This window comes from Bradyrhizobium sp. 44 (assembly GCF_023073095.1).
Lineage (GTDB): Bacteria > Pseudomonadota > Alphaproteobacteria > Rhizobiales > Xanthobacteraceae > Bradyrhizobium.
The window spans coordinates 272,021-292,431 of record NZ_JADPIY010000038.1 but is presented as its reverse complement, the minus strand read 5'-3'; the positions used below and the strand labels follow the sequence as shown (position 1 = coordinate 292,431).

Genomic DNA, 20,411 nt, shown 5'->3' with positions numbered 1-20,411 from the left:
CATCCCGGGAACCCTTGAATTTGCCTCGGGGCCGTGGTCTCAACGGCCCATCGTCGTGCCCGATCGGCCGGCATCGCCCTCAAGACCCCGGCAGAGCTCACCCGATGGCCCGCAGGTTTTCCGCTCCCTATCAGTCGGAGCCCGTGTCCAGTCTCGCGAGCTGGGCGCGCAATCTGGCCGTGTTCGCGGTGGTGGCGGTGGTGGTCTCGATCATCATCGTCCGGTTCGGCTTCCTGGAGATGAAGCCGGCACTCGCGACCTTCTTCGGCGGGCTCGGGATTGCGGCGCTCTCGATCCTGTTCGGGCTCGCCGGCTTTGCCGCGATCTGGCAGAACGGCTCGCGCGGCATGGCGCGTATCCTGCTTGCCTTCCTGATCGACGGCGCGATCCTCGCCTATCCCGCCTATCTCGGCCTGCAATACCGCAAGCTGCCGGCGATCCACGACATCACCACCGACCCGATCGACCCGCCGCGCTTCGACGCGCTGGCCCGCCTGCGCACCGGCGATGGTGCCAATACCGCTGTGTATGCCGGCCTCTATTCGGCGGAGCAGCAGCGTCAATTCTATCCCGATATCGAGCCGATCGAGCTCGAGATTTCAGTCGACCGCGCCTATGCGATCGCGCTTCAGCTGGTCAACAAGCGCAAATGGCTTGTCATCGACGAGCGCGCGCCGCAGCCGCCGCGCCGCATCGGCCGCATCGAGGCGGTGGCGCGCTCGCCGATCATGGGGTTCCGCGAGGACATCGCGATCCGCGTCGTGCCCGACGGCGAGGATTCCCGCGTCGATATCCGCTCCGCCTCGCGCTATTTCGAGAGCGACCTCGGCAGCAACGCCGCGCGCGTGAAGAAATTCATCGACGATCTCAACACCGCCGCCGATGCCGACGCACTCAAGCCGGTGAAGAAGACACCGGTGGCGCCGCCGAAGGCGCCGGCGAAAACTGTGAAGAAGTGACGGAACGCTAGGCGTTCGCCATCCGATAGGTCCCGCCGATCACAGGATCGCCATCCGTCGCCACCACGCCGCGGGCGACCAGATCCTCCAGATGCGCCAGCACGGAGTAGCCCGCCGCGGTGGTGAGCCTTGGATCGATGCCGATATAGATCGCCCGGACCATGGTCGGGATATCGGTCTCGCCCTTGGCAAGGCGGTGCAGGATGGAGGCCTCGCGCGCCTTGCGATGACGGATCAGGAAGCGCACGAAGCGCGGACCGTCCGGAATTTCGGGGCCGTGGCCGGAGAAATACACATCCTCCTTGCGCGCGGCGAGACGATCCAGCGATTCCATGTAGTCGATCATCGAGCCGTCGGGCGGCGCTACGATCGAGGTCGACCACCCCATCACGTGATCGCCGACGAAGTTGAATTTCCGCTCGGGCCAGGCAAACGCAAGGTGATTGGCGGTATGGCCAGGTGTCGCCACGGCCTCGAGCCGCCAGCCGTCGCCTTCGACCACGTCGCCATGGGCGATCCTGATATCGGGCGCGAAGTCGCGATCGGCGCCGGATTCCGGGTTGTGCTTCTCGCTCTCGAAACGCGGGCGCGAGGCGCGGTGCGGGCCTTCGGCGTAAACAGCCGCGCCGGTCGCCCGCTTGATCCGCGCGGTGTTCGGCGAATGGTCGCGGTGGGTGTGGGTGACGAAGATATGGCTCACCGTCTCGCCGCTGACAGCATCGAGCAGCGCCGCCGCATGCGCCTCGTCGTCCGGACCGGGATCGATGATCGCGACATTGCCTCGGCCCACGATGTAGCTGACCGTGCCGGTGAAAGTGAACGGGCTCGGATTGTTACAGAGCACGCGCCGCACACCGGGGCGGACCTCCTCGACGATGCCGGGCTTCAGCGGAAACTCGCGGTTGAACGGGACGTCGTCGTTGTCGGACATGGGACTTCCTGTGCACTGCAGCCCCAACCCTCGCCGTCATACCCCGCGAAGGCGGGGTATCCAGTACGCCGTGGCGCCGGTGGCGAAGGCGAGGTCTCTGGGATACTGGATCGTCCGCTTTCGCGGACGATGACAGCTGAGCAAAACGACGGCCACGGAATACGTGCCTAGAAAAACGCCTGAATGCCCGTGATCGCGCGGCCCAGGATCAGGGCGTGGACGTCGTGGGTGCCCTCGTAGGTGTTGACGGTCTCGAGGTTATGGACGTGGCGCATCACGTGATACTCGATCGAGATGCCGTTGCCGCCGTGCATGTCGCGCGCGACGCGGGCGATGTCCAGCGCCTTGCCGCAATTGTTGCGCTTCATGATCGAGATCATCTCGGGCGCGAACTTGCCCTCGTCCATCAGGCGGCCGACGCGGAGCGAGCCCTGAAGGCCCAGCGCGATTTCGGTCTGCATGTCCGCGAGCTTCTTCTGCACGAGCTGGGTCGCAGCGAGCGGCTTGCCGAACTGCTTGCGGTCGAGCGTATACTGGCGGGCACGGTGCATGCAGTCCTCGGCCGCGCCGAGCACGCCCCAGGAGATGCCGTAGCGGGCGCGGTTGAGGCAGCCGAACGGGCCCTTCAGGCCGGAGACGTTGGGCAGCAGCGCGTCTTCCGGAACCACGACGCCGTCCATCACGACCTCGCCGGTGATGGAGGCGCGAAGCGACAGCTTGCCGCCGATCTTCGGTGCCGACAGGCCCTTCATGCCCTTCTCCAGCACGAAGCCGCGGATCTGGTTGTCGTGCGCGGCCGACTTGGCCCAGACCACGAACACGTCGGCGATCGGCGCGTTCGAGATCCACATCTTGCTGCCGGTCAGGCGATAGCCGTCCGAGACCTTCTCGGCGCGGGTCTTCATGCCGGCCGGATCGGAGCCGGCGTCAGGCTCGGTCAGCCCGAAGCAGCCGACCCACTCGCCACTGGCGAGCTTCGGCAGGTACTTCTTGCGCTGGTTCTCGTCGCCATAGGCGTAGATCGGATACATCACCAGCGAGGACTGCACCGAGTTCATCGAGCGGTAGCCGGAATCGACCCGTTCGATCTCGCGTGCGACGAGACCATAGGCGACATAGCCGGCGTTGGCGCAGCCATATTCCTCCGGCAACGTGATGCCGATCAGGCCGAGTTCGCCCATCTCGTTGAAGATCTCGCGATCCGTCTTCTCTTCGAGATAGGCCTTGGCGACGCGCGGCAGCAGCTTGTCCTGGGCGTAGGCGCGCGCGGTGTCGCGCACCATGCGCTCGTCTTCGGTGAGCTGCTCGTCGAGCAGGAACGGATCGTCCCACTGGAAAGAAGCCGAAGCCGGCTTGTCCTTGGCCTGAGGGCGCGCGGTCATGAAACGTCCTTTCGTCTGGTTCCGTCAAAATTTGCCCGACAACGTAAAGCGCCGCGGCAACAAGTGCAATTGCGTTGCAGATGATCGGGTCTGCGTGAATCCCGGGGACCTGCGAGGCGCGCCTCGGGGGATGCGCTTCGCGCACCCCGGGAGACAGCGCTAGCTTTCGAGCAGCTCGTTGGCGACGATCTCGATGCCGAAGCCCGAAAGGCCCTTGTAGTCGTGCACGGAGGAGGTGAGATGCCGGATCGAGGTGACGCCGAGATCGCGCAGGATCTGTGCACCGACGCCGACTTCGCGCCACTGGCGGTTGCGGTCAGCCTCGGTCGCGCTCTCATCGGGCAGCGGCGCCACGGGGACACCGGCAGCACCGTCGCGCAGATAGACCAGAACGCCACGGCCCGATTTCTTGAAGTGCTCGAGCACCGCCGCCATGCGCTTGTGGCCGGTGAAGATGTCCTTGACGATGTTCGGCTTGTGGAAGCGTGTCAGGACGTTCTTGCCGTCGCCGACGCCGTTATAGACGAAGGCAACGTGGGCGATGGAATCGAACGGCGAGCGGTAGGCATAGCCCTGAAGCGGCCCGATCGGGCTTTCGGTGACGAAGGTCGAGACCCGCTCGATCAGCTTCTCGCGCACCTGGCGGTAGGCGATCATGTCGGCGATGGTGACGTGCTTGAGCTTGTGCTGGGCGGCGAAGCGGGCGACCTGCTCGCCCTTCATCACGCTACCGTCGTCGTTCATCAACTCGCTGATCACGCCGACCGGCGGCAGGCCGGAGAGCTTGCACAGATCGACCGCGGCCTCGGTATGACCGGAGCGCAGCAGCACGCCGCCGTCCTTGGCGATCAGCGGGAAGATGTGGCCGGGACGGGCGAAATCGTTGGCACCAGCGTTGGGATTGGACAGCGCGCGGCAGCACGAGGCGCGCTCCTCGGCCGAGATGCCGGTGCCGCCGTCGGGCTTGTAGTCGATCGAGACCGTGAATGCGGTGGTGTGCGCGGAATCGTTGTGGGCCACCATCGGATCGAGCCGCAGGCGGCGCGCATCTTCGGTGGTGATCGGCGCGCAAACGATGCCGGAGGTGTGGCGGATGATGAATGCCATCTTCTCCGCGGTGCAGAACGAGGCGGCGACGATCAGATCGCCCTCGCCCTCGCGGTCATCGTCGTCGGTGACGACCACGAGCTCACCCCGGGCAAAGGCCTGCAAGACTTCCTGGACGTTATCCGGCATTTCCCAATCTCTATCGGTTATGGCCCGGAGGCTTAGCCGGACTTGGGCCGGGGCGCTAGTGTCCCCGGCGCAACCACATATGCCGGACCGCAGCCCTGCCCGACGGGCGGCTTGCACCGGGCAGATCAGGGATATGGGCGCGGAAAAGCTCCGGTGAGAAGCGGGCCTGGCGCGGTCAGGGCAGCACCTCGCGCCGCTCGCCAAGCCGCTGATCGAGTTCGGCACGCTTGTCGGCCAATAGGCCGGCTTGGGCGGCCTCGATCACCGTGAACAACTCGTGGGCGTCGCTGAGCCGGGTCACGGTGACATAGCTGGCGCCAGCCGCGTAGAGTTCGTCCACATCCGACAACAGATCGGCCGTGGCAATGATCATGGCGGTCGGGTTGAGGGTGCGGACGTGGCGGACCAGCTTCTCGTTGCTGGCCCCCTTCAGAAGCGCATCCGGTACGCTGAGGATGATCATCTCGGACTTGCCGACGCCGGCATGGAGCAGCGTGTCGGCGCTGCTGATATCGCCATAGATCACATGCAGGCCGCGCGAAAGCAGCGTCTGGTACACATTGGGGTTGAAGTCGATCACGGTGATCTGCTCGAGCAGCACCGGTGCCTGCCGTTCGATCTCGGCCAGCAGCGCGCTCGCCGCACGGAAAAAGCCGAGGATGACGATGCGGCGCGCCTCGCCATGGCCTTCGTGCCCTTCCTCGCCTTGGCCATTGCCGTGGTCGAGATCGCGCAGGCCGATCCGCTTCAGGGGACCGATTGCCCAGCGGGTGATCTCATCGCTGCGGGTCATCACGAAGGTCGAGAGCACCGCCAGCACCACGAAGGCGAAGGAGGCCGCATTCGCCGTCTGGGCTGCGATGTGATGGTCGGCGACGCCGGTCTGGATCACCACCAGCGAGAACTCGGAGATCTGCGCGAGATTCAGGGCCGGCAACAGGCTGGCCCGCAGGCCCTGCTTCATTAGATAGAGCGGGACGAAGGTGGTGACGAGGCGGCTCACCACCGTGAACGCCGCGATCATCAGGGCAAGCCCGATCACGGAGAGGCCGGGCACGGGAATGGTCATGCCGAGCGCGACGAAGAACAGCGTGATGAAGAAATCGCGCAGCGTGGTGACCTTGGCCGTGACGTCGAGCGCGTAGGGAAAGGTCGAGAGCGAGACGCCGGCGATCAGGGCGCCCATCTCGCGCGACAGCGACAGCCGCTCGGCGGTCTCGGCGACCAGGAAGCACCAGGCGAGCGCGCCGAGCAGGATCAGCTCGGGGCGGCGGGCGATCTGGTGAAACAGGCGCGGCAGCACGTAGCGGCTCACCAGCAGTGCCGCGGCGACCAGCACGGCGACGCGGCCGATCGAGAGCAGGATGACGCTGATTTCCAGATTGGCGAGGCTCGGCTGCACCGCCAGGAACAGGATCGCGAAGATGTCCTGGAGCACCAGCACGCCGAGAGTGATGCGGCCCGGCAGCGTGTCGAGCTCGCGCTTCTCGTAGAGCACCTTGACGATGATGACGGTGCTCGACAGCGCGCAGGCGACGCAGAGATAAACCGCGTCGAACTGGCCCCCACCGAGCGACAGGCCGATGCCGACGAAGAACAGCGCCCCGAGCAGGCAGCCGCCGAGGAGCTGGCCGCCCGCCGCGAACAGGATAACCTTTCCCGCCCGCACGATCTTCTTCAGGTCGATCTCCAGGCCGATCATGAACAGCATGAAGATCAGGCCGAGTTCGGAGATGACGCTGATCGATTCCTGCGACTTGACCCAGCCGGCGCCAAATGGACCAATGCAGAAGCCGGCGATAAGGTAGGCCAGGATCAGCGGTTGCCTGGAGAAGTGGGCAAGCAGGCCCAGCATCCAGGCAAACAGGATACAGAGAGTGATGTCGCGAATGAGCTCGTGCATGCCAGATTGGTCCGTTTTGCCGCACCCTAGTGATCGAGTGCGGCGCGGCAAGCGAGCAATTCGTCACATGCGGATGGGGCTCGCCATCGCAATGCTGCTATGCCCCCTTGCCTACTCCGTCCCCGCGGCCGCTCAATCCAAGGTCAATATCGAACAAAGCTTTGCCGATTCCCTCACCGCACTGCCAAAAGAAGAACTCGCCGTCTCCGGCGGGTTCTACGTGCCCGCCTATTCCAGCGTCGCGATGAGCCAGGGCAAGCTGCGCGTCGACTTCTCGGTGACCCTGAGCGTGCACAACGCCTCCGAGACGCAAGCACTGGTGGTCAAACGCATCGCCTATTTCGACACCGCGGGCAAGCAGGTCGAGAGCTATCTGAAGGCACCCGTCGCGTTGAAGCCCCTCGCCACCGTCTCGATCTTCATTCCGACCGACGACGTACGCGGCGGGACCGGAGCCAATTTCCTCGTCGATTGGGCCGCAACAAGCGAGATCGCCGAGCCTGCCGTCGAGGCCTTGATGGTTGGCGGCGTCGCCAATGCGCATTACGCTTTCATCAGCCAGGGCCGTCCGACCCGGACGGTCGGCAAGAAATAAGCAAGAAGCACGACTGACCGGCGCAAAGCCGGCAGCCTGACAAGAATAGAACGAGGAACGCTCCAATGACGTCCAGCTTCGATTTTGCGCCCCTGTTTCCCGCAGGGCTGCCGGCCCCCTCTGCGCGCTGGACGGGCCTTGCCAAATACAGTTTTGTCGGCGGCAATAACGACTCCGAGCAGGTGCCGCTCGATCATCTGATCGAGGCGGCCAACCTGGCTCTGCAACGCGAAGGCCGCTCGCTCGCCACTTACGGGCTGGCACATGGTCCCCAGGGCTATCTGCCCTTGCGCGAATTCCTGGTGACAAAACTCAAGCGCGATGCCGGCATCAACTGCACGGCCGACGACCTCCTGATCGTGTCCGGCTCGCTGCAGGCACTGGACCTCGTCAACGCCACGCTGCTGACGCGCGGCGATACCGTGATCTTCGAGCAGGATAGCTATCAGGGCTCGCTGACCCGCCTGGCGCGGCTCGGGGTCAACGTGATTGGCATTCCCCTCGACAAGGACGGCATGCGCATTGACGTGCTGGCCACGACGCTGGCCGACCTCAAGGGCCGCGGCATCCGGCCGAAATACATCTACACCATTCCGACCGTGCAGAACCCGACCGGCAGCATCATGCCGGAGGGCCGCCGTACCGAGCTGTTGCGGCTGTCGGCAGACTACGGCGTGCCGATCTTCGAGGACGATTGCTATGCCGATCTGGTCTGGTCAGGGCAGCGGCCGCCGGCGATTTATGCGATGAGCCCGAACGGCGGCGTGATCCATATCGGCTCGTTCTCGAAGTCGATCGCGCCCGCGCTGCGCGTCGGCTTCATCGTCGCGCCCTGGGATGTGATGTCGCGGATGCTGGCGCTGAAGACGGACGCCGGCTCCGGCGCGTTGGAGCAGATGGTGCTCGCTGCCTATTGCAAGCCGTATTTCTCGACCCACGTGCCGGCGCTGACCAAGGCGCTACGCACCAAGCTCGACACGCTGATGGAGGCCGTCAACGAGCAGTTCGGGACGGCAGCCGAGTTCGAGGAGCCCAAGGGCGGCATCTTCCTGTGGGTGAAGCTGCCCGATCAGGTGGATACGCTAAAGCTGTATCAGGCCGCGCTTGCCGCCGGCGTCTCGATCAATCCGGGGCCGGAATGGTCGACCGACAAAACCCACTCCAGATCGCGACTGCGGCTGTGCTTTGCGAGCCCCTCGCATCAGCAGATCCGCGAGGGCGTCGCCGTGCTGGCCGAGATCTGCCGCAAGGAGTTCGGCGTGCCGGCCCGCAGCGCCAATGTGGAGAAGCGAGCCTGAGCCTTCAGACGATCTGGGGCTGGCTGCCGTGGATCGCGGAGGCCAGCCGCAGCAGCAGGACGATCGAGACGTTGCCCTTGCCGGCCTCGATCTGGGCGATGTAGCGCTCGGAAATCCCGGAGCGGCGGGCCAGCTCCCGGCGCGACAGGACGCAGCGCATGCGTGAGGACTTCAAGCGGTCGCCCAGCTCGGCCAGAAACGCGCTCTCGGAATAAGGCGGCACGGCGCAGCTCCCGGGCAGCACCTCGCCTGCGAAATCCCTGACTTGATTCAGCATCGGTCTATCCAATTTCGCCTTCGGGAGCGCCATCCTACCCCGGAAGCGGGCGGCCTCATTGACGCGGATCAAATTCGCGCGCGAATGGCGGTCAGCGTGGACGATCGCGTGCGGAATGCTACACTTCGGAATCATTCGGAGGTGGGGCTTTTCAGAACATGAGGCGTTGTTTGAACCGCTGGATCGCGGCAGCAGTGCTGTGGGTTGCGTTCGAGCCGGCGGCTGGTGCCGAGTCGCTCGCGGCGACCGTTGAGCAATGGGGTCTGCTCGGCTCATGGGCGATCGACTGCGCGGTCCGGCCCGACCGCGACAAGGGCGCGCTCTTGATTTACGAGATCCGCACGGACGGAAGGGTGATGTACCGGCGCAATTTCGGCGAGACCAAGGACGAAAACGAAGTGGTATCGGCGACGGTCAGCGCCGACGGCATGCTCAATGTGATGGTGTACTTCCCATCGCTGCAGCAGACGCGCGAGTTTGGCCTGCTCCTTTCGAAGCAAGGCAGCTTGCGCGCAATCTACAATCGCAGCGAGCGCGGCGAGTACACGATCAGGGACGGCAAATACGTCGCGACCGGCGCGTCAACACCTCCACAACAGCGCTGCGATTAACCCACCTGAACAGGCGTTCAGAAATCTCCTGCGATTCCTCCGGAACGTTCCCGCGAATGCGCCGTTTAGATTTGCATTCCATTGGAGGAGGACATCATGAAGAAGTTTGGTTATGTGCTTGCCGCTGTCGGCGCGCTCGCGGTTGCACTGCCGACGCTCGCCAGCGCGGAGACGGTGGTGATCAAGCGCGGAGGTCATCATCACGGCATGTATGGCGCCCGCGCCGAATACGGCATGCATCGCGATCACGGCTGGCATCGCGGCTGGCGCCATCGCGACCGCGTCGTCGTGATCAAGCGTGGTCACCGCCATCATTGGGACTAATGCGCAACGCAATATGGAAATGGCCCCTCGCGGGGCCATTTCTTTGCGTGCACGAAACGTTCGGCGAGGTCAGTCCCATGCCGGCGCGAAGCCGGGATTGACGCAGCGCCTGTCCTTCGGCAGCGCGGCGATCTTGTTGCGGTCGGCATCATCGAGGGTGATCTTCAGCGCGTCGAGATTGGCCTGCTGGCTCTCTCGGCGTGCGGCTTTCGGGATCGCGGCGACACCGTCCTGGTCGAGCAGCCATTTCAGCGCGACCTGCGCGGCGGTTGCATTGTGCCTCGCGCCGATCTCGGCCAGCACCCCGTCTGACGCGATGCGTCCCTGCGCCAGCGGGCAATAGGCGACCAGCGGGATCGATTTGGCCTTAAGATAGGCCAGCACCTTCGATTGATCGAGCATGGCGTGATATTCGATCTGATTGCAGGCGATCGGCGCCTTGATGTCCTCGACCGCGATCTTCAGCAGCGCCGTGGTGAAATTGGCGACGCCGATCGCGCGCGTGCGCCTCTCCTCCTTCAGCTTCATCAAGGTCTCGAACACCGCGCCCCAGCTCGCCGCGTTGGACGGCCAGTGCACGAGATAGAGATCGACATGGTCGAGCCGCAGCTTCTTCAGGCTGGCGTCGAAAGCGCGGCGAATGGCGTCGGGGCTGAGGTTCTCGTGCCAGACCTTTGTCGTGACGTGCAGCTCGCCCCGGGGCAGCCGGGCCGCGGCGAGCGCGGCGCCGATCGATTCTTCGTTGCCGTACATCTCGGCGGTATCGATATGGCGATAGCCGATCGACAGCGCGCTCTCGACTGCCGCGCGGCAGGCATCGCCCTGCATGCGGAAGGTCCCGAGGCCGAGCTTGGGCATGCTGATGCCCTGTGTCTTGAGATGATCCATGAAAAGGCTCCTGACATCGTTCAGCCCGCCGGAGGCAGCGATGCTGCGTGAGCAGACTCTTTGGGGATGGAAAAGAGGTGGCGGGAATGGACAGCATAGCGCGGCAGGCGCAATGCGGCCAATCAAGATCGGGTTAGCGTCCCTCAGGAATGCTGCGCCACGACGGCTGGACGCGCCTGCGGCTGCGGCTCGATATCGACCGACCAGAGGTCCCGGTTGTCGACGTCCTTCAGCGTTACGGTCATGACGCCGGTCCGGCCATCGATGTCGACCTTGCCGAAGAACTGCAGTCCGAAACAGGGCGCGAGGTTTTCCCCCTGCGCCTCGCTGCACCCGTTCTGGTACATCGCGACGGGACCAAAGGTATCGTCGAGCTCGCCCGGCCCCCAGGTGCCGGCATGCAAGGGCCCCGAGACGAACTCCCAGAACGGTTCGAACTCCTGGAATTGCGCCCTGTTCGGATCGTAATAATGCGCGGCGGTGTAATGCATGTCGGCGGTGAGCCAGACGATGTTGCGGAGTCCGGCGTGCTTGATGGACGCGAGAAGATCGGCGATCTCGTGCTCGCGCCGGTCGGGCGGCCCACTACCCAGCGCGACCGCATCGAGACTGACCAGCCCGATCGGCAGGTCGGCCGCGATCATCTTCCAGGTCGCGCGCGACGCCGCGAGCTCACGCTTCAGCCAGGCGAGCTGTTCGGCGCCCAGGATCCAGCCGCGGTGATCGTCGCCCTTGTTCCAGCTATCGTCGCGATAGCTGCGCATGTCGACCATGAAGACGTCGAGCAGCGGGCCATAGGCGATCTTGCGATAGACCCGCCCCTTTCGCGCGCCGATGTCGCGGATCGGCATGAAGTCGAAGAACGCGCGGCGGGCGCGCGCGACCAGGCGCGGGGTGCCGTCATCCTCATGGCCGGCGGCGTCATAGCTGCCGGTCGGCGACCAGTCGTTGGTGACCTCGTGGTCGTCCCATTGCGCGAACATCGGCACCTCGGCATGGAAGGCGCGGAAGTGCTCGTCGAGATGGTTGTATTTGTAATTGCCGCGGAACTGCGCCAGGGTGTGCGCGACCTCGGATTTCTCCTCGGTCACGACATTGCGCCAGATCTCGCCGTTCGGCAGCTTCTGCTCGGAGGGGATCGTGCAGTCGGCGTAGATGTGGTCGCCGGAGTGGATGAAGAAGTCCGGGCGATTGTCGAGCATGGTGCGATAGCTGCGGTAGCCGCCGCGCGATGTGTCGATGCCCCAGCCCTGCCCGGCGGTATCACCGGACCACAGGAACGAGATCGACCGGCCGGCAGCCGGCGCAGTGCGGAAATGGCCGATGCGGCTTTCGCCGGCGATGCCGGTCGCGATGTCGTCGAAGCGCACACGATAGAAGATGTCCTGCCCGGGCGGCAGATCTTCCAGCAGCAGTTTCGAGGTGAAGTCGGCATCGGGCGACGCATCGCGCGAAGCCGACGCGATGACGGTCTTGAAGCTTTCCACGGATGAATAATCCACCCGCATCCGCGCCGGCCTGTCGGCGCGCGCCCAGATCACGGCGGAGCCATCCGAGACGTCGCCGGACTGGATGCCGCCTGCGATCTGCGGACGATCCGCGGCGCGGCTGAGATGCGGCGTTGCGAGCGCGGCAACGGCGAGGCTCGAGGTGGACCGGACCAGGAATTGCCGTCGGGTCCAGGCGCGCGAGGCGCGGAGCGCTACCATTCAGGAAACCTTCGTCGACTAGCGATGGAAGGTGCCTGCGTCGTTTGACCCCCGGCTTACGGTTTCTTGACCGCGGGCCTACGGTTTTACGACGTGCGGATGACGGCTCGGAGCTGAACCTAATGCTTCCAGTTGCAGATGCCGCCGCTGCGGCACGGCCAGGTCTGGATACGGGTGTCCATCGCCTGCGCGTCGAGCGGATTGCCATGGCGATGCGCGAGCTTGGTGCGTGCCGCGCCGCGCGGCTGCGCGGGCTTGGCGTGCGCAACCTTCGGCTCCGACACGCGCACGCGTTCGGCAGCGACCTTCTTCGGCACGTCGACCGGCTCGGCGCGCGCCTGCGCCTCGTTGCCGCCGCGCGCCTCCAGCGCGACCGGCGCGAACTGGGTTTCGGGCCCGAGCCGCTTCGGCGACAACACCGCCTTCGAAAGATCTAGGCCGAGATATTCACTGGGTTTGTAGTCGTCAGCGCGCGCGACGCCGCCCCATGCGAGCACGAGGGCAACGGCCATTGCAAAAGGAGCGCTCTTTGGAATCACGGACGCCTCCTGAAATTGATTGTTAAGAGGTAATTTACCTCTATTTAGGAGGCGTCGCGCGCAATTCCAGCGGTCAACTGCCGCCGTGGTTAAGAAGTTTGGCGGTGTCAGGCGACCTTTCGCGGTGCACCCGTCTCTTCAAGAAACCCCATCAGACGGGTGCGGATGATGGTTTCCGCCTCAGCCATGATCCTGTCGACGAGTTCCTTGCAGGTGGGGATGTCGTGGATAAGGCCTGCGACCATGCCGCAGCTCCACGCGCCCGCGTCCATCTGCCCGTCCAGCATGATCCTGGGATAGACGCCCGCGACCTGGTCGTGGATGTCGTCGATCTTCAGCTTGTCGCCCTTCTCGCGTTCGATCTCGAGCAGGCGGTCGACATTGGCGTTCTTCAGGACGCGCTCGGTGTTGCGCAGGCTGCGCATGATCAGGCGGGTGTCGAGCTCGGTCGCCGCGACCAGCGCATTCTTGACGTTCTGATGCACCGGGGCTTCCTTGGTGGCGATGAAGCGCGTGCCCATGTTCATGCCGGCCGCCCCTAGCGACAGCGCCGCGACGAGGCTGCGGCCGTCGGCCATGCCGCCGGACGCGACGAACGGAATCTTCAATTCCTCCGCCGCGCGCGGCAGCAAAATCATGTTGGGAATGTCGTCCTCGCCGGGATGGCCGCCACACTCAAAGCCGTCGACGCTGACGGCGTCGCATCCGATGCGCTCGGCTTTCAGGGAGTGGCGCACCGAGGTGCATTTGTGGATGACCTTGATACCGGCGGCCTTCAGCGCGGGCATGTAGGCTTCCGGGCTGCGGCCGGCGGTCTCCACGGACTTGATGCCGCCTTCGACGATCGCCGCGATGTATTCCGGATAAGGCGGCGCGGCGAAGGTCGGCAGGAAAGTGAGGTTCACGCCGAACGGCTTGTCGGTCATGTCGCGGCAGCGTGCGATCTCTTTTGCCAGCAGCTCCGGCGTCTTCTGCGTGAGACCGGTGATGATGCCGAGCCCGCCGGCATTGGAGACGGCAGCCGCCAGCTCGGCAAAGCCGACGAAATGCATGCCGCCCTGGATGATGGGGTGCTCGATGCCGAACAGTTCGGTGATCGCGGTCTTCACTTAAATTACCTCCCGGGCTTTTGCTTGACGCTTGAACCAGTCTAGCCGGACTTTTGCGCCGCGGTCACCCTTTCTCTCCGAACGGCCGTTGGCTTAATGCCCCCGCGCGGGAGCGCCCAGCTTGATCGGGCGCAGCACCGCGGCGGTCGGGATCATCAGCACCGCGATGATCGCGAGCGTCCAGAACACGTCGATATAAGCGAGCAAATCGACTTGGTGCTGCAAAGTGCGGCCGACCCAGGCGACCGCCTGCGAGGCCGCATCGCTGGCATTCGAGCCCTGAGCCTGGAAGAAGCGGGTCATCGTCTCGATGGTCTGTTGGTAGCCGAGATCCGATGGCGCGGCGTGCTCGATCAGGCGGCTCTGGTGGAATTGCTGGCGCTGCGCCAGAATTGTCTGCGCCAGCGCGACGCCCATGGAGCCGCCGATATTGCGGGCGACGTTGATCAGCGCCGAGGCCTGGTTGGTCTTGTCGGGCGGCACGCCGTCATAGGACGCGGTCGTGACCGGCAGGAACAGGAAAGGCAGACCGAGGGCGAGAAAGATGCGCGACATCGCGGCGTAGCCATAGGTGATGTCGCCGGTGAGACCCGTGAGATGCCACATCGAGAACGCGACGATGGCGGCACCGAACATGATGAGGTATTTCGGCTGCACGCTGCTGACGAGACGCCCCACCACCGGCATCAGCACCAGGGTCGCGATTCCGCCCGGTGACAGTGCGAGACCCGCCAGCATCGCGGTGTAGTTCAAATCGCTCTGGAGCAGTTGCGGCAAAAGCTGGGTCGTCGAGATCAGCACCGCGCCGGTCGCAAGCATGACCAGGAAGCAGGCGGCGAACTGGCGGCGGCCGAGCAAGCGGAGATCGACGATGGGATCCTCGCGCGTCAGCTCCCACGGGATCAGCGCAAGCAGCGATATGACCGAAAGCACCGCGAAGAACACGATCATGTTCGAGCCGAACCAGTCGCTGCGCTGGCCTTCGTCGAGCACGTATTCGAGCGAGCCGAGCCCGATCGCGACCAGCAGGAAGCCGACATAGTCGACCCGCAGGCCCTTGCTCAGCAGCTTCTCCCTCTCTTCCTCCGCACCCGAAGGCTCCTTGACAAGCGTGCCGACCAGGAACAGCGACAGCAATCCCATGGGAACGTTGATCAGGAACACCCAGTGCCAGGTGTAGGTGTCGGTGATCCAGCCACCGAGCGTCGGACCGACCACGGGCGCGACCACGACCGCGACGCCGTAGATCGCGAAGGCCTGGCCGCGCTTGTGCGGCGAGAAGGAGTCGGCGAGGATCGCCTGCTCGCTGGTCGCCATGCCGCCGCCGCCAAGGCCCTGAAGGATGCGGAACAGCACCAGCGCCTGCAAATTCCAGGCGAAGCCGCACAAAAGCGAGGAGACCGTGAAGATCGCAACGCAGATCATGTAGAAGCGCTTGCGACCGATCACGGTCGACAGCCAGCCCGAGATCGACAGCACGATGGCGTTGGCGACGAGATAGCTGGTGATGACATAGGTGCTCTCGTCGATGCCGACGGCGAGCCCACCGGCGATGTGGCGCAAGGCGACGTTGGCGATGGTGGTGTCGAGCACCTCCATGAAGGTCGCGATCGAGACGACGAATGCGATGAGGTAGGGATTATGACCGCCCGCCGCCGAGCGCTCCGGCGACCAGCCGCCCGCGGACGCGCCGCCCTGCGCCGTGTCGGTCATCGCACCCTCGTCCAGGGTACGACCGACATGCCGGGACCAACGGGCAAATCGGCCGGCCAGCTGTCGACCACGATCTTCACCGGCACGCGCTGTACCACCTTGACGTAATTGCCGGTGGCGTTCTCCGCCGGCAGCAGGCTGAACGCGGTGCCGGAGCCCGGCTGCACGGACTCCACATGGCCGGTGAGCTTGCGCGCGGGATAGGCGTCGATGCGGATCTCGACCGGCTGGCCCGGCCGCATGTCGTTGAGCTGCGTCTCCTTGTAGTTGGCGACGATCCAGACCTCGTCGGGCACGAACATCATCAGGCTCTGGCCCGCGTTGACGAAGGTGCCCTTGGCGCCGCTGAGTTTGACGACGCGGCCGGACTGCGCCGCAACGACACTGGTGTATTGCAGGTTCAGCTTGGCCTGATCGAGCTGCGCTTGCGACTGCTGGAGCTGCGCCCGGGCGCCCTCGAGCTGCGCCTGCAGCGTCTTGATGCCGACCTGCGCGGCCGTCACAGCGGTCTTCGCGCGTTCAGTGTTGGCCTGCTGCGCCTGAAGATCGGAGCGGGTCTGCTGCTGGCGCTGCACGGTGCCGGCGCCCTTCTCGACCAGATCCTGGGCGCGCGCGAATTCCTCCTGCGAGAACTGGAGCTGGGCCTGGGCCTGTTCGAGCTGCGCCTCCGCCTGCTTGATCTGCTCCTGCTGCGAGACGATCTGTGCCTCGACATTGGCGATGTTCGCCCTGGCGACCGCGACCTGCGCATTGGCCTGATCGATGGCGATGCGATAGTCGCGCTCGTCGATCTTGGCGAGAAGGTCCCCGACGTTGACATGCTGGTTGTCCGTGACCGGGATGTCGGTCACGTAGCCGCCGACCTTGGAGGCCACGGAAAAGCTGCGCGCAGCGACGAAGGCATCGTCGGTGGATTCATAGTGGCGCACCTCGAGCCAGTAGAGCAATCCGACGATTAGAGCTGCCAGCAAGACGATGGCGCCGACGCTTGCCAGCAACCAATGCTCGCGAATCCGGTCTCGCAGCGACGGTGCCTGCGCCGGCTTCGCGTCCTCGGCGTCGGGGGCCTGATCAGGAGATGTCTTCGGAGCTTGCTTTGCCCTCTGCGGCTGCTCCGCGGACGGTCCACGCTCCCGTGTTTGAGCATCCACGGTGAACACCTTTCTTGGGGATCAAACTGGCGGCAGAGCCGCCAAAGCCCGCACACGCGCCGCGAGCCCAACTGCAACTCCTGATCATGGTTCCGCTTGTGTTGCGAGCACCATCGCGTTCGTGAACGCCTGCCCAAAAAGCGAGCGCGGCACACTGGGTGCCGCGCACGCCTCTCACCGGAAATGCACCAGGAGTCAGTGCGTCTTCGTCGCGTGCCACTTCTCGAGATCGGGCTTCACCTCGTCCGATCCCTGCTCCTTTTCCGGAGTGCCCTTCCAGGGCTTGTCCGTCTGCTTGTGCGAACCCCAGTCGCTCTGCTGCCGAGGATCGTCGTTAGGCCGTTCCTTGCTCATCGAGCTTCCTTTCGGTGGAAACGCTTACGCGAAGGGGACGCCGTAATAGGAGTTGATGCCGCGGACCGCGGCGTCATCACCCCAGTTCCAATCACTCCGTTCGCCGTATTTCGGCGCGCCTTCCAGTTCCTTGGTGGTGATGCCCGTGACGTAACCGCCGAGCTCCGTGTCGTATTTCAGCGACTGCCACGGCAAGGGATAATGGTCGTTGCCGAGGCCCAGAAATCCGCCGAAGCCGAGCACGGCGTAGGACACCTTGCCGCTGACCTTGTCGATCATCACGCGTTCGATCGAGCCGATTTTGTTGCGATCGGCGCCGTAGACCGATGTTCCCTCGACCTTGTCGCTACCGATCAACCGACCCATCTCGTCTTGGTCCAGTTCACCCTGATTCAACATCTCAATTCTCCACTCAGCCAGTGTGGAGACAACCCGAAGAGGTGCGCGATCGTTCCGGCATGTTCCGTCAGACTTGAGGAACATCGCCGGAAACGGGCGGTTCTCTCAACTTCCAATCCCGGAATCCAAATACCGGAAAACCAAGGGCCGCCCTCGATGTCCCAGACCGTCTCCGACTTCATCGTTCAACGTCTGCATCAATGGGGCGTGCGCCACCTCTTTGGCTATCCCGGCGACGGCATCAACGGCGTATTCGGCGCCCTCCAGCGCGCTGAGGGCAAGATCGGTTTCGTCCAGGCGCGGCACGAGGAAATGGCCGCCTTCATGGCGACGGCCTATGCGAAGTTCTCGGGCCAGATCGGGGTCTGCATCGCGACTTCGGGCCCCGGCGCCTCGCATCTGATCACCGGGCTCTATGATGCCCTGCTGGATCACCAGCCGGTGCTCGCGATCGTCGGTCAGCAGGCACGCAGTGCACTGGGCGGACATTATCAGCAGGAACTCGATCTGGTCTCGATGTTCAAGGACGTGGCTGGCGCCTACGTCATGCAAGCATCCTCGCCGGCGCAGATCCGGCATCTGATCGATCGGTCGATCCGGATCGCGTTGGCTCGGCGGACGCCAACGGTGATCATCTTGCCCAACGATATCCAGGAGGAGCCCTACGAGGATCCGCCGCGCGCTCACGGCACCCTGCACTCCGGCATCGGCTATAGCGCGCCAAGCATCAAGCCTCGTGACGCTGACCTCGACCGCGCCGCCGAGGTGCTCAACGCCGGCAAGAAGGTCGCGATGCTCATCGGCGCCGGCGCGCTCCACGCCACCGAGGAGGTGATCGCGGTCGCCGACCGCTTGTCCGCCGGCTGCGCCAAGGCGCTGCTCGGCAAGGCAGCGCTCCCCGACGATCTGCCGTGGGTCACCGGCTCGATCGGCCTGCTCGGCACCGAGCCCAGCTACAACATGATGATGGAATGCGACACGCTGCTGATGGTCGGCTCCGCCTTTCCCTATGCCGAATTCCTGCCGAAGGAAGGCGCGGCGCGCGGCGTGCAGATCGATATCGACGCCAGCATGATGTCGATCCGCTTTCCCATGGAGGTCGGCCTCGTCGGCGATGCCGCCGAGACGCTGCGCGCCTTGCTACCGCGACTGAAACCGAAAAACGACGGCGCCTGGCGCCAAGGGATCCAAGACGACGTCGCGAAATGGTGGAAGACGCTCGATGATCGGGCACATCAGCCTGCGGCACCGGTCAATCCGCAGCTCGTCGCCTGGGAGCTGTCTCCGCGCCTGCCCGACCGCGCCATTATCACCAGCGATTCCGGCTCCTGCGCCAATTGGTTCGCGCGCGACCTGAAGATGCGCCGCGGCATGACGGCCTCGCTCTCAGGCGGCCTCGCCTCGATGGGTGCCGCGGTGCCCTATGCGCTCGCCGCGAAATACGCCCATTCCGACCGGCCGGTGATCGCCCTCGTCGGCGACGGCGCGATGCAGATGAACAATATGGCGGAGCTGATTACCGCCGCCAAGTATTGGCGCGACTGGACGGATCCGCGCTTCATCGTCTGCGTCTTCAACAACGAAGACCTCAACCAGGTGACCTGGGAGCAACGCATCATCAACGGCGATCCGAAATTCGAGGCATCGCAGCGCATCCCGAACGTGTCCTACTCGCGGTTTGCCGAGCTGATCGGCCTCTCCGGCATCTACGTCGACAGCCCGCAGCTACTAGGCTCGGCTTGGGACCAAGCGCTCGCGAGCCAGATGCCGGTGGTGCTGGAGGTGAAGACCGACCCCGAAGTGCCGCCGCTGCCGCCGCACATCACCTTGCAGCAGGCCAAGAACTTCTCTCTTGCGCTGATGAAGGGCGATCCCAACGAGAGCGGAGTGATCAAGGGCGCGGCGCGGCAGGTGCTGGCAAAGATCCTGCCTGGAAGCGAATGAGGTGAAGCATGAGCGATTTCCGCGATATCCAGCACGGCGTCAACGATCCCGTCGATGGTCTCGACGTGAAGCGGCAGATCAACGACAACCGGACGCCGCATGAGCGGGCACAACGCCATGCAGACGTTCGTGCCGAGGCGACCGCCACGCCGACCGAGCCGTTTCTGCCCGAACGGCTTCGGCGCAAGCCGACCGATCCGATCAATCCACGGACCGGGAGGAGACCGACGGATTAACCGTTAGGAACCCCGGCCCCTGCAGCGTGTTGGTGGGCGCAACGTCGCGCGGCCAGAGGCTGCGCGCCCATTCAAAGGGATCGGACCATGAAACGTACCATCATCGCAGCTGCCTGCGTGCTGCTCGCAGGCCCCGCACTCGCCCAGTCGCTCGGCGAGAAAACCGGCGTCAACTCGGCGCTCGGCGTCGCGCCTGCCACCGCCGACTTCGTCAAGGAAGTCGCCATCAGCGACATGTTCGAGATCGAATCGAGCAAACTTGCCGAGCAGAAGGGCAACGCGCAGGAGAAGACTTTTGCGCAGCAGATGGTGACTGACCACACCAAGACCAGCAGCGAACTGAAGGGCCTGGTCAGCGGCGGCAAGGTGCAGGCGACCCTGCCGACAGCGCTCGACAGCTCGCATCAGAGCAAGCTCGACAAGCTCAAGAGCGCGAATGGCAAGGACTTCAGCTCGGATTACAACTCGTACCAGGTCAGTGCCCACGAGGACGCGGTCTCGCTGTTCGAGCGTTACGCCAAGGGCGGCGACAATTCCGACCTGAAGGATTGGGCCGGCAAGACGCTGCCCGCGCTCAAGCACCATCTCGACATGGCCAAGGAGCTCGGCAAGGCGCCGAGCGTCGGCCAGACCAAGTAAACATCTTCCGAGGACGCCGGCCTCCTGGTCGGCGTCCTCCCGTTTGCAACGATGCCTCTCTCCGCGCATTGAGATCGCGATATCGCGGAGACCGTCATGACGCATCCAGACAAGACTTCAGTATCCCGCCGGCACGTCGTCCAAGCGGCGAGCGCAACGCTTGCTGCTGCTTCGCTGGCCTCTTCGACAGCGAAAGGAGACGCCTCCATGGCCG

The 20,411-nt window shown here is 64.6% G+C and carries 21 protein-coding genes; 8 read left to right on the top strand and 13 right to left on the bottom strand.

Annotated elements, in window-relative coordinates:
• Positions 1-104: 104 nt before the first annotated feature.
• The gene (locus IVB41_RS34120) at positions 105-959 is read left to right on the top strand and encodes a DUF1499 domain-containing protein (protein ID WP_007594716.1); all 855 of its coding nucleotides are present in this window, start codon (positions 105-107) and stop codon (positions 957-959) included.
• A 7-nt stretch (positions 960-966) separates the two neighbouring features.
• Here the strand turns inward: IVB41_RS34120 and IVB41_RS34115 are convergent, their stop codons facing one another.
• The 4 genes from IVB41_RS34115 to IVB41_RS34100 form a co-directional block, all read right to left on the bottom strand.
• Positions 967-1,890: an MBL fold metallo-hydrolase gene (locus tag IVB41_RS34115; RefSeq protein WP_027568701.1), complete on the bottom strand. Its 924-nt coding sequence runs from the start codon at positions 1,888-1,890 to the stop codon at positions 967-969.
• 167 nt (positions 1,891-2,057) lie between these two features.
• A complete protein-coding gene (locus IVB41_RS34110) occupies positions 2,058-3,272 on the bottom strand; it encodes an acyl-CoA dehydrogenase (protein WP_007594720.1) in 1,215 nt (404 codons plus the stop codon).
• Positions 3,273-3,431: 159 nt separating this feature from the next.
• On the bottom strand, positions 3,432-4,508 hold the full coding sequence (gene ribB / locus IVB41_RS34105; protein WP_007607359.1) for a 3,4-dihydroxy-2-butanone-4-phosphate synthase: 1,077 nt from the start codon (positions 4,506-4,508) through the stop codon (positions 3,432-3,434).
• Between the two features lie 175 nt (positions 4,509-4,683).
• Positions 4,684-6,411, bottom strand: coding sequence for a cation:proton antiporter (locus IVB41_RS34100; RefSeq protein ID WP_027568699.1), 1,728 nt, complete (start codon positions 6,409-6,411; stop codon positions 4,684-4,686).
• 67 nt (positions 6,412-6,478) lie between these two features.
• On the opposite strand from IVB41_RS34100, the gene IVB41_RS34095 reads away from it, so the two are divergent.
• Entirely contained in the window at positions 6,479-7,006 is a 528-nt protein-coding gene (locus tag IVB41_RS34095; RefSeq protein WP_247439007.1) for a DUF3124 domain-containing protein, read from the top strand.
• A gap of 65 nt (positions 7,007-7,071) precedes the next feature.
• Positions 7,072-8,304 (top strand): PLP-dependent aminotransferase family protein, encoded by a 1,233-nt coding sequence (locus IVB41_RS34090; protein ID WP_247439005.1) that lies wholly within the window; start codon positions 7,072-7,074, stop codon positions 8,302-8,304.
• Positions 8,305-8,308: 4 nt separating this feature from the next.
• Here IVB41_RS34090 and IVB41_RS34085 read toward each other — a convergent pair whose 3' ends face one another.
• A complete protein-coding gene (locus tag IVB41_RS34085) occupies positions 8,309-8,581 on the bottom strand; it encodes a helix-turn-helix domain-containing protein (RefSeq protein ID WP_018456224.1) in 273 nt (90 codons plus the stop codon).
• Positions 8,582-8,739: 158 nt separating this feature from the next.
• Between IVB41_RS34085 and IVB41_RS34080 the strand changes: the two genes are divergently transcribed.
• Together IVB41_RS34080 and IVB41_RS34075 are read left to right on the top strand one after the other, a co-directional pair.
• Positions 8,740-9,192, top strand: a complete 453-nt coding sequence (locus IVB41_RS34080; RefSeq protein WP_247439003.1) for a hypothetical protein — start codon at positions 8,740-8,742, stop codon at positions 9,190-9,192.
• A gap of 96 nt (positions 9,193-9,288) precedes the next feature.
• Positions 9,289-9,516: a hypothetical protein gene (locus tag IVB41_RS34075; protein WP_027516531.1), complete on the top strand. Its 228-nt coding sequence runs from the start codon at positions 9,289-9,291 to the stop codon at positions 9,514-9,516.
• 69 nt (positions 9,517-9,585) lie between these two features.
• On the opposite strand, the gene IVB41_RS34070 is transcribed toward IVB41_RS34075, so the two are convergent.
• From IVB41_RS34070 to IVB41_RS34035, 8 genes are all read right to left on the bottom strand, one after another.
• Entirely contained in the window at positions 9,586-10,404 is an 819-nt protein-coding gene (locus IVB41_RS34070) for an aldo/keto reductase (RefSeq protein WP_247439001.1), read from the bottom strand.
• 143 nt (positions 10,405-10,547) lie between these two features.
• A complete protein-coding gene (locus IVB41_RS34065) occupies positions 10,548-12,113 on the bottom strand; it encodes an alkaline phosphatase (RefSeq protein WP_247438990.1) in 1,566 nt (521 codons plus the stop codon).
• A gap of 119 nt (positions 12,114-12,232) precedes the next feature.
• Positions 12,233-12,625, bottom strand: a complete 393-nt coding sequence (locus IVB41_RS34060; RefSeq protein WP_249802878.1) for a hypothetical protein — start codon at positions 12,623-12,625, stop codon at positions 12,233-12,235.
• A gap of 134 nt (positions 12,626-12,759) precedes the next feature.
• Positions 12,760-13,761, bottom strand: a complete 1,002-nt coding sequence (locus IVB41_RS34055; RefSeq protein ID WP_027568692.1) for a nitronate monooxygenase family protein — start codon at positions 13,759-13,761, stop codon at positions 12,760-12,762.
• Positions 13,762-13,854: 93 nt separating this feature from the next.
• Complete coding sequence (locus IVB41_RS34050; protein ID WP_247438988.1) at positions 13,855-15,474, bottom strand: DHA2 family efflux MFS transporter permease subunit; 1,620 nt, start codon at positions 15,472-15,474, stop codon at positions 13,855-13,857.
• Positions 15,471-16,625: an HlyD family secretion protein gene (locus IVB41_RS34045; protein ID WP_247438987.1), complete on the bottom strand. Its 1,155-nt coding sequence runs from the start codon at positions 16,623-16,625 to the stop codon at positions 15,471-15,473. Before IVB41_RS34045 ends, IVB41_RS34050 begins: the two co-directional genes overlap by 4 nt.
• 195 nt (positions 16,626-16,820) lie before the next feature.
• A complete protein-coding gene (locus IVB41_RS34040; RefSeq protein WP_007594751.1) occupies positions 16,821-16,979 on the bottom strand; it encodes a hypothetical protein in 159 nt (52 codons plus the stop codon).
• Between the two features lie 24 nt (positions 16,980-17,003).
• Positions 17,004-17,378 (bottom strand): PRC-barrel domain-containing protein, encoded by a 375-nt coding sequence (locus tag IVB41_RS34035; protein ID WP_247399776.1) that lies wholly within the window; start codon positions 17,376-17,378, stop codon positions 17,004-17,006.
• Positions 17,379-17,534: 156 nt separating this feature from the next.
• Here IVB41_RS34035 and IVB41_RS34030 point away from each other — a divergent pair, with 156 nt between their 5' ends.
• From IVB41_RS34030 to IVB41_RS34020, 3 genes are all read left to right on the top strand, one after another.
• Complete coding sequence (locus tag IVB41_RS34030; protein ID WP_247438984.1) at positions 17,535-19,322, top strand: thiamine pyrophosphate-requiring protein; 1,788 nt, start codon at positions 17,535-17,537, stop codon at positions 19,320-19,322.
• Between the two features lie 8 nt (positions 19,323-19,330).
• Positions 19,331-19,558 carry a hypothetical protein gene (locus tag IVB41_RS34025; RefSeq protein ID WP_007607330.1) on the top strand — a complete coding sequence of 76 codons (228 nt, stop codon included), beginning with the start codon at positions 19,331-19,333 and terminating at the stop codon, positions 19,556-19,558.
• An 87-nt stretch (positions 19,559-19,645) separates the two neighbouring features.
• Entirely contained in the window at positions 19,646-20,197 is a 552-nt protein-coding gene (locus tag IVB41_RS34020; RefSeq protein ID WP_027516522.1) for a DUF4142 domain-containing protein, read from the top strand.
• Positions 20,198-20,411: the final 214 nt, after the last annotated feature.